We start from the raw sequence: 8,465 nt of genomic DNA on the forward strand, positions 1-8,465 counted from the left end.
CCGTACCGGTACCGGTACGGCCGCCTCCGGTCTCGTCGCACCCCAGCCCCGCTGGACCCAGGCCTACGCCATCCTCGCCATCCCTCGGCTCGGGCTCCGCGTTCCCGTCGCGGAAGGTGTCAGCAAGGCGGGCGTGCTCAACAAGGGGTACGTCGGGCATTATCCGGGCACCGTTCAGCCCGGTCGGGTCGGGAACTTCGCTCTCGCCGGGCACCGGAACACCCATGGGGAGCCCTTCCGCCACATCGACCGGCTGCGGCGGGGAGACCGGATCCAGGTCGAGACCAAGGCCGCCGTCTACACGTACGTCGTCGACAGGACGTTGCCTCGGACCCTGCCGGGGGACGGGGGGACGGTTCGGCGGATTCCTCGCAGTACCGTCAAGCCCTCCTACGGTTACACCGATCCCGGGTACTACCTCACGCTCACCACCTGCACCCCGGAGTACACCTCCAAGTACCGCCTGGTCGTCTGGGGGAAACTCGGCTCCATGCGGCCCCGGTAGCCCCGGTAGCCCCGGTAGCCCCGGTAGCCCCGATAGGCGCGATAGGTCCGGTGGCCCCGATGGCCCGATGGGCCTGTTCCGGTCGGCCGGGATTTCAGGGTTTCCTGGCCTTTTCGTAGTGGCCCAGGAAGTGCGGGGCGCCCTCGCTCACTCGGTGGAGGAAGAGGCTGTTCAGCCAGCGGAACTCGGTGGTCGTCGGATCGAACTCGATGGTCTTGGCGAGCCCCTTGTGCGTGGTCGTGCGGAGCCTGCGCACCAAGGCGCCCCGTTCGGGCTCGACGGCGCCCAGTTCGTGCAGGCCCTCGGCGATGAAGAGCAGCGCGTCGTACGCCTCCACCGCGAAGCGCTCGACGGTGCGTACGCCGAAGCGCTTTCTGTACGTCTTCACGAAGTGTGCCGCCGCCGGCAACTCCGCCGGGTCGACGTAGGTCGTGGTGATCACCCAGCCCTCGGCCGCCGGGCCGGCCTCCTTGAGGAACGCGGTCTGCAGGACCGGTTCCGGGGCCATGCGCGTGCCCCGGAATCCGGCCCGGTCCAGCGCTCGGGCGCAGCGGGCGGCCCGGTGCGGGGAGGAGCCGGCGTACACGACGGCCTGCGCGTCGGAGGCGAGCACGGCGGTGGCGACCGGGGTGAAGTCCTCGCTGTCCGCGGGGACGACATGGGCGGTGGTCGTGCCGTCGGAGGGCGGGATCGCGGTCAGGTCCTTGACGATCTGCCAACTGGTCCTGCTCGCCGCCCTGTCGTCCACGAGGGCGGTCCTGCGGCTCTTCTCGACGTGGGTGAGGTAGTGGATGAAGGGCGTCGACAGTGTGTTCTCGTCGGCTCTGAGCTGGAAGTACGCGCGGGTGGTGGTCGGGGAGTACTGATCGTCGCCGGAGGAGACGGAGACGATGGGCAGCAGGGCCTTCTCGTAGCGGGACACGGTCTCGGCCGCGGCGTTGACGGTCGGGCCGATCACGGCGTACACGTCGGGGTCCGCGATGAACCGCTTGGCCACCTCCTCGGCCTCCTTCGTCCTTCCGGCGTCGTCCAGGACCTTCAGGGCCAGGTCGAAGGCGCGGCCGTCACGGGACCGGGAGTTGAAGTCCGCCACGGCGAGCCGTATGCCCCGCTCCTGTGCCCGGCCGATCGCCCGGCCCGGTCCCGACAGGTCCGCGTGCAGCCCGATGACGTACCGGGGCAGTGGTCCGGAGTGTGTCGCGCCGCCGGGGCCGCCCGCGGTTCTGGTGGCGGCCCAGGCCGCGAGGCCGCCGCCGGTCAGGACCACTCCGGCCGCGGAACCCAGCGTCAGCAGGCGGCGCCGGGAGAGAGCGGGCCGTCGCTCCAGCGGCTGTACGAGGGTGACGGGGGCGGGGTTGTGTGCGGGGTGGAATGCGGGGTCGGGCATCGCCAGGACGGCGGACGAGCGTTCCGCGATCAGCCGGGGGAGCGCGGGCGGCAGCCAGTCCCCCGACCGGTTACCGGACCGGTCACCCGCTCGTTCGGTCTCGGTGGTCTGGGTGGGTTCGGTGGTCAGGGCTGCCCGTACCTCCCGTGCGGTGGGTCTGGCTGCCGGGTCCTTGGCGAGGCAGCCGGTCAGCAGCGGGACCAGGGTCCACGGCACGGCGTCCAGATCCGGTTCCTCGTGGACCGTGCGGAAGATGACGGCGGCAGCGGTGCCGGTGCCGAACGGGCGGCGGCCCGTCGCCGCGTACGCCAGGACGCAGCCGAGTGAGAAGACGTCGCTCGGCGGGCCGACGTCACCGGCCTGGGCCCGCGCCTGCTCGGGCGACAGATAGCCGGGTGAGCCGATCACCACGTCGCTCGCGGTCAGCGCGGTGACACCGGTGGACCGCGCGATGCCGAAGTCGATCAGCCGGGGTCCGTCCAGGGCGAGCAGGATGTTGCCCGGTTTGACGTCCCGGTGCACCAGGCCCGAGGCGTGCACCTCGGTGAGCGCCTCGGCCATCCGGGCGCCCAGGGCGCGGACCGTACGCTCCGGCAGCGGCCCGTGCAGCGTGACGGCCTCGGTCAGCGACGGACCCGGTACGAAGGCGGTCGTCAGCCAGGGTTCGCGGGCATCCGGCTCCGCCGCGACGACCGGGACCACCCACCGTCCGGTGAGCCCGCCCGCCGCCTCGGCCTCGCGCCGGAAACGGGCGCGGAAGCCGGGGTCGGCCGCGTACCCGGCGCGGATCACCTTCAGCGCGACCAGCGCCCCGCCCGTCGAGCGGGCCAGGTAGACCACGCCCATGCCGCCCGCGCCGAGCCGGCCGAGGAGCCGGTGGCCGCCGACGAAGGACGGGTCGCCGGGTCTGAGCGCGCGCACTCCAGAGGGTCCCCCGGGTCCGGGGGATTCTGCGTGGCCTTCGGAGTGTGGTCCGCTCACCGCTACACCTCGGAGGGGGCTTCGCCGAGGAAGCGGAACCGGCCGTCCTCGACCTGGTGCAGGAAGATGCCCCAGCCGGAGAACTGGCCGTCCGCCGGCCTGAAGGCGAACTCCTTGGTGATGCCCTTGTAGCGGCTCTTGCGCAGCAGGCCCACCAGCTTCGCGCGGGCCGGCGGCCGGTTGCGCTTCGTAGCCTTCAGTACCTCCTGGACGATGAGGTTGACGGTGTCGTAGGCCTCGGCGGCGAAGTAGCCGGGCGCGGCGTCGTAGCGTTTGCGGAAGGCGGCGGTGAAGGCCTTCGCGGCCGGTACGGCGGAGGGGTCGATGAAGGAGGAGGTCATCAGCCATCCCTCGGCCGCGTCCCCGGCCCGCTTCAGGAACTGCGGATCGATCACGGCCTGTGAGGCGAGGCGGGGCTTGTCGAAGCCGGCCGCCGACAGTTCCCTGGCCACCTGGGCCGCGCCCGCCGCGTATCCGGCGTAGACGAACGAGTCGATTCCGGCCCGCAGCATGTCGGCGACGACGGGCCCCAGGTCGTCCGTGCCCGACGGGATCACCCGGGGGTAGGCCGGCAGGCCCACGCTGCGCAGCATGGTGGCGTTGATCCCGGCCGACTCCTGGGCGTACATCTGAGCGGTGCGGTCCTGGAGGAGGCCGGGGCGCAGGGCGTTCCGCTGCTTCTTGAGATAGACGCTGATGGGGAGGGAGAGGGCCGCGTCGCTGGGGCGGCAGTGCACGAAGGACCGGTACTGCTGTGTGGACAGGAGCAGGCCTCCGGCGGAGACCGACAGCACCGGCATCAGGGCCTCGTCGTACGTGCCGAGGACCGCCTGGGCCGATTCGTCGGTGGTCGGGCCGAGCACGGCGAGTACGTCGGTGTCCTGGATCAGCTTCCTGGCCGCGGCGGGCGCCCGCGCCGCGACGCCGCCGTCGTCCATGGTCTTCAGGGTCAGCTCGAAGGGTTTGTTCCTACGGGAGTTGAACTGCTCGACCGCCAGCCGCGCGCCCCGCACCTGTGCCTCGCCCGCCGTCCGACGGGACCCGCTCAGATCCGCCTGCACGCCGATCACCCAGCGGCGGTTCCCCGACGCCGACGCGCCGTCGTCCTTGTCCTCGTCGCGCAGGGTGGCCCAGGCCGCGGTTCCGCCCGCCGCCAGGAGGACCGCCGCGCCGGAGGCCAGGAGCAACCGCCGACGGCCGGGCGACGCCACCGGCTCCGTGCCCTCCGTGCCCTCCGCTGTTCCTGGGGTTCCGGGCGCTGAGGGTCCCGTTGTCCCCGTTGTCCCCGTTGTCCCAGGTGGCCCCGGCGTTTCCGGTGTTTCGGCGACGGTCGGCTCGATGTCCGGCAGCGCCAGCATCTCGGCCGAACGGTCGGCGATGACCCGTACGACGTCGTCAGGCAGCCAGTCGATCTGCCCGCCCTCGGGGACCGCGTCCTCGACCAGGAGCACCGTGCCGAACTGCTCGGCCGTCGGCCGGTTCGCCGGGTCCTTCGCCAGACACACGCGCAGCAGCGTCAGCAGCTCGACACCGCCGCTGTCCGCGTCCGTGCTGCTCTCTGTGCCAGTCTCGGCCCCGATGCCGGCCAGGTCGGGTTCGTCGTGGACCGTGCGGTAGAGGAGGGCGTCCGTCGTGCCCGTGCCGAACGGCGGGCGGCCGGTCGCCGCGTACGCCAGCAGGCAGCCCAGCGAGAAGATGTCGCTCGCCGGGCCCACCGCCGCGCCGCGTGCCCCGGCCTGCTCGGGGGAGAGGAAACCGGGCGTGCCGACGACCAGGTCCGTGGAGGTGATCGCGGTCTCGTCGGTCCCCCGCGCGATACCGAAGTCGATCAGGCGTGGGCCGTCCACGGCGAGCAGGACGTTGGCGGGCTTGACGTCGCGGTGGACCAGCCCGGCGGCGTGCACCTCGCGCAGCGCGGCGGCGAGCAGCCTGGCCAGGACGCGCACGCTCCCGGTGGGCAGCGGCCCCTGGCGGGCGACCGTCTCCTCCAACGAGGGGCCGGGTACGAAGGCGGTGGCCAGCCAGGGCTGGTCCGCGTCCGGGTCCGCGCCGGTGACCGGCACCGCCCAGGGGCTGGTCACCCGGCGGGCCGTCTCGACCTCACGGCGGAACCGGGCACGGAAGTCCGGCTCGTCCGCGTACTCGGACTGGATGACCTTGACGGCGGCCAGGGCCCCGGCCTCCGTACGGCCGAGGTAGACCACGCCCATGCCGCCGGCGCCGAGACGGGCCAGCAGCCGGTGTCCGCCGATCCGGGCGGGGTCGGTGGGAAGCAGAGGGTCGCTCATTTCGCCGCCGCCTCCAGTTCGCTCTCGATGCTGCTCAGCATCTGACCCACTCCCTGCAGCAGCGCGGCGTCGACCTCGTCCTCGGAACGCCCCTCGGCACCCTTGCCGACGACGGCCACGGTCACCTGGGCCATCCGGCTCTGCACCCAGTAGTAGTAGTGCGGGCCGCCGAGTACGTCGCTGGAGTACTTGCCGCTCTCCGTGAGGGTGTCCTCGGAGGCGAAGTTGCCCAGCAGGCCGTAGTCCGCGCCCTGGGAGGCCAGCTCGGTGATCCGCTCGCCTTGGCGGAGCTGCTGTTCGGGGCAGCGCAGCGTTTCTTCGAGGGTGCCTGCCATCTCCCAGGTGGCGTCCTTCACGGTCCGGTGCACGCTGACGACCGCGGTGACGCGGATCGGGCCCTTGCCGCCCTCCGCGGGCAGCTCGCTGTTGCGGGTGAGGCTGGCGAGCACCGTGGCGGGCACCGGTTCGAGCTGCCAGACGCAGTCCTTGTCGAGTACGGGCCAGGCGTCGGGGTCGCTCTCGTACGGGCTGCGCTTGACGAAGCCGGGGCCCCAGGTGACGGGCTCCGCCGCGACGGAGCGGGCCAGGCGCAGGGCCTGCGCGCGGGTCTTCGGCGCGCGGCTGGGATCGGGCGTGAAGTCCAGTTTCGTGGCGGCGGCGCTGGGCGTCGGACTCGGGGACCGGGGCGGGGACGGGTCGGAGCGGGTGTCGCCGCTCGCCGCCGCCGGATTGGAGCCGGTGGTTCCGGAGCCAGTGGTTCTGGATGCGGTGGGCTCGGCGGACCCGTCATCCCCGGCTCCCGAGCAACCCCCTAACGTCCCTAATAGCAGCCCAGCGGCCACGGCACTCAGAAAAGGTCGCGCGGGTCTCCGGTGCACCATCAACTCCCCCTGTCCGCAAGGACGTTCCCCGCAGGAAGCGTATCGATTACGCCCTTGGGGTACCACGGGCAGGCGGTTCCCGGAGGTGAATCCTGTATAACGGCAGGAGGCCGGAGAGTCAGGACGCCTGAGGATCAGAAGGCCGGAGAGCCAGAAGGCCGGAGGGAAAGGAGAGCAGTCGATGACACGGACCTGGGCGCAGCTGAAGCCCGCCGTTCTGCTGCTCGTTCTCCTTCTGCAGGTGGCGTTCCTCGACACCGGCAGCCTCTCCGGAGCCGTCGCCGTCACGTTCGCGGCGACCGCCGCGGCCGGGTCCGCGCTCGCCACCTGTTCCCTGATCTCCTCACGGCTCGCGCCCGCCGTGCCCCGTACAAGGGTCCGTACGGCCATGCGCGACCGTGAGCAGCGCACGGCGTTCCTGCCGCAGCGCGATCCCGACGCTCGGGGCCGCAGGCGTCCCCGAGCACCCGGCCGTGTCCTCCTGACGGCCGCGTAGGGAAACTCCGGAACTCAACTCTTTCGCAGTGCTCTTTCGCAGTGCCCCTCGCGGGTCGTCATGCCGACGCATGCGCGCATGACGCACGCACGTCGCGTCTCATTCCCTCGGCACGACGAGACCCTCGGAGGGCTCACCCATGTCCGGCTCCCTTTCTCACTCCCTTTCCTTGTCCTCTTCTGCCTTTTCTTCCTTCATGTCTGCCTTCGCGAGCCTCGTCGAAGGGCTCGCCGATCTCCTCGACCCGATCTTCCACGCCTCGGCGACCGCAGCCGCGATCGTGCTGTTCACCGCGTTCGTACGGCTCCTCGTGCATCCCCTGTCGCGGGCCTCGGCGCGGGGACAGCGGGCGCGGGCCGCGCTGCAGCCGCAGATCGCCGAGCTGCGGAAGAAGCACGGCAAGAACCCCGAGAAACTGCAGAAGGCGGTGATGGAACTGCACGCCGCCGAGAAGGTGTCCCCGCTGTCCGGGTGCCTGCCGAGCCTGTTCCAGTTGCCGGCCTTCTTCCTGCTCTACCACCTGTTCTCCAACTCCCGGATCGGCGACGAGGCGAACGCCCTGCTCGCCCACAAGCTGTTCGCGGCGCCGCTGGGGGACCGGTGGGCGGACGCGCTGGGCGACGGCGGGGTCTTCGGGGCGCAGGGGCTGGTGTACCTGGGGCTGTTCGTGATCGTCGCCGTCGTCGCCACGTTCAACTACCGGCGTACGAAGCGGATGATGGCGGCGGGTGCCGCCCGGGGTGGGCAGGACGGGTCGCCGCAGGTGCCGGGGCTCGGCGCGATCACCAAGGTCATGCCGCTGATGTCCTTCTTCACGCTCCTCACCGTGGCATTCGTTCCGCTCGCCGCCGCGCTGTACGTCGTGACGAGTACGACGTGGAGCGCGGTGGAGCGAGCGGCGCTGTACCGGGACATGCCGGGTGCAGTGCCGGCCGCCGCGGTACTGGGCTGACCGCGAAGGCGTTGTCCGTGAACCAGGTATTGCGGGTTGGATACGCACCTTGGAGGATCAACCAATCCTCCGACGGCTGTACCACCCGTCGGCCGGGGCCGCCCGCGATCAAGGGAGACTGTGCTCATGAAGCTGCTGCGAGTCGGTACGGCGGGGGCCGAGCGCCCCGCGCTGCTCGATGCCGAGGGGGTTCTGCGGGACCTGTCGGGCGTCGTGCCGGACATCGACGGGGCGCTGCTCGCCGACGACGCGGCGCTCGGCCGGATCCGTACCGCCGCCGAGGCCGGGGAACTGCCCGCGCTCGACGCGGCCGGGCTGCGGGTCGGTCCGCCGCTCGCCCGGATCGGCAAGGTCGTCTGCATCGGCCTCAACTACCACGACCACGCCAGGGAGACCGGCGCCGAGCCGCCCGCCGAGCCGGTGATCTTCTTCAAGGCGGCGGACACGGTCGTCGGGCCGCACGACACCGTGCTCGTACCGCGTGGCTCGGTGAAGACCGACTGGGAGGTCGAACTCGCGGTCGTCATCGGGCGTACGGCGCGGTATCTCGGTTCGCGCGAGGAGGCGCTCGGGCATGTCGCCGGGTACGCGGTGGCGCACGACGTGTCCGAGCGGGAGTTCCAGATCGAGCGCGGCGGGACCTGGGACAAGGGCAAGAACTGCGAGACGTTCAATCCGCTGGGGCCGTGGCTGGTGACGGCGGACGAGGTGCCCGATCCGCAGGCGCTCGGGCTGAGGCTGTGGGTGAACGGGGAGTTGAGGCAGGACGGGAGTACGGCCGACCAGATCTTTTCCGTGGCCGAAGTCGTGCGGTATGTGAGTCAGTTCATGACTCTCTATCCCGGGGATGTCATCAATACCGGTACGCCGGCGGGGGTTGCTCTGGGGATGCCGGAGCCCAAGCCGTTTCTGCGGGCCGGGGATGTGGTGGAGTTGGAGGTTGAGGGGTTGGGGCGGCAGCGGCAGGTTTTTGCG

Annotated in this window: 7 protein-coding genes; 4 read left to right on the forward strand and 3 right to left on the reverse strand. The window is 71.4% G+C overall.

Annotated elements, in window-relative coordinates; genetic code table 11:
* Positions 1-505 (forward strand): class E sortase (locus AOK01_RS39515; protein WP_157871672.1); only part of this gene is annotated, 505 nt, incomplete at its 5' end.
* 94 nt (positions 506-599) lie between these two features.
* Here AOK01_RS39515 and AOK01_RS39520 read toward each other — a convergent pair.
* The 3 genes from AOK01_RS39520 to AOK01_RS39530 all read right to left on the reverse strand — a co-directional run bounded on the left by AOK01_RS39520 (position 600) and on the right by AOK01_RS39530 (position 6,003).
* Positions 600-2,813, reverse strand: coding sequence for a bifunctional serine/threonine-protein kinase/ABC transporter substrate-binding protein (locus AOK01_RS39520; RefSeq protein WP_055520404.1), 2,214 nt, complete (start codon positions 2,811-2,813; stop codon positions 600-602).
* A 62-nt stretch (positions 2,814-2,875) separates the two neighbouring features.
* Complete coding sequence (locus AOK01_RS39525) at positions 2,876-5,161, reverse strand: bifunctional serine/threonine-protein kinase/ABC transporter substrate-binding protein (protein WP_055520406.1); 2,286 nt, start codon at positions 5,159-5,161, stop codon at positions 2,876-2,878.
* Positions 5,158-6,003, reverse strand: a complete 846-nt coding sequence (locus tag AOK01_RS39530; protein ID WP_055520408.1) for a hypothetical protein — start codon at positions 6,001-6,003, stop codon at positions 5,158-5,160. The genes AOK01_RS39525 and AOK01_RS39530 overlap by 4 nt, the downstream gene beginning before the upstream one ends.
* Positions 6,004-6,223: 220 nt before the next feature.
* Between AOK01_RS39530 and AOK01_RS39535 the strand changes: the two genes are divergently transcribed.
* From AOK01_RS39535 to AOK01_RS39545, 3 genes are all read left to right on the forward strand, one after another.
* On the forward strand, positions 6,224-6,538 hold the full coding sequence (locus AOK01_RS39535) for a DUF6412 domain-containing protein (RefSeq protein ID WP_055520409.1): 315 nt from the start codon (positions 6,224-6,226) through the stop codon (positions 6,536-6,538).
* A 196-nt stretch (positions 6,539-6,734) separates the two neighbouring features.
* Positions 6,735-7,490, forward strand: coding sequence for a YidC/Oxa1 family membrane protein insertase (locus AOK01_RS39540; protein ID WP_079104115.1), 756 nt, complete (start codon positions 6,735-6,737; stop codon positions 7,488-7,490).
* A 126-nt stretch (positions 7,491-7,616) separates the two neighbouring features.
* Positions 7,617-8,465: fumarylacetoacetate hydrolase family protein (locus tag AOK01_RS39545; RefSeq protein ID WP_055520414.1), on the forward strand; the 849-nt coding region annotated here is incomplete at its 3' end.

Source organism: Streptomyces aurantiacus (assembly GCF_001418335.1).
Classification (GTDB): Bacteria; Actinomycetota; Actinomycetes; order Streptomycetales; family Streptomycetaceae; genus Streptomyces; species Streptomyces aurantiacus.

Coding starts and splice junctions, on each gene's coding strand:
- AOK01_RS39525 (WP_055520406.1), bottom strand. CDS start 5,161: ATGAGCGACCCTCTGCTTCCCACCGACCCCGCCCGGATCGGCGGACAC.
- AOK01_RS39540 (WP_079104115.1), top strand. CDS start 6,735: ATGTCTGCCTTCGCGAGCCTCGTCGAAGGGCTCGCCGATCTCCTCGAC.
- AOK01_RS39535 (WP_055520409.1), top strand. CDS start 6,224: ATGACACGGACCTGGGCGCAGCTGAAGCCCGCCGTTCTGCTGCTCGTT.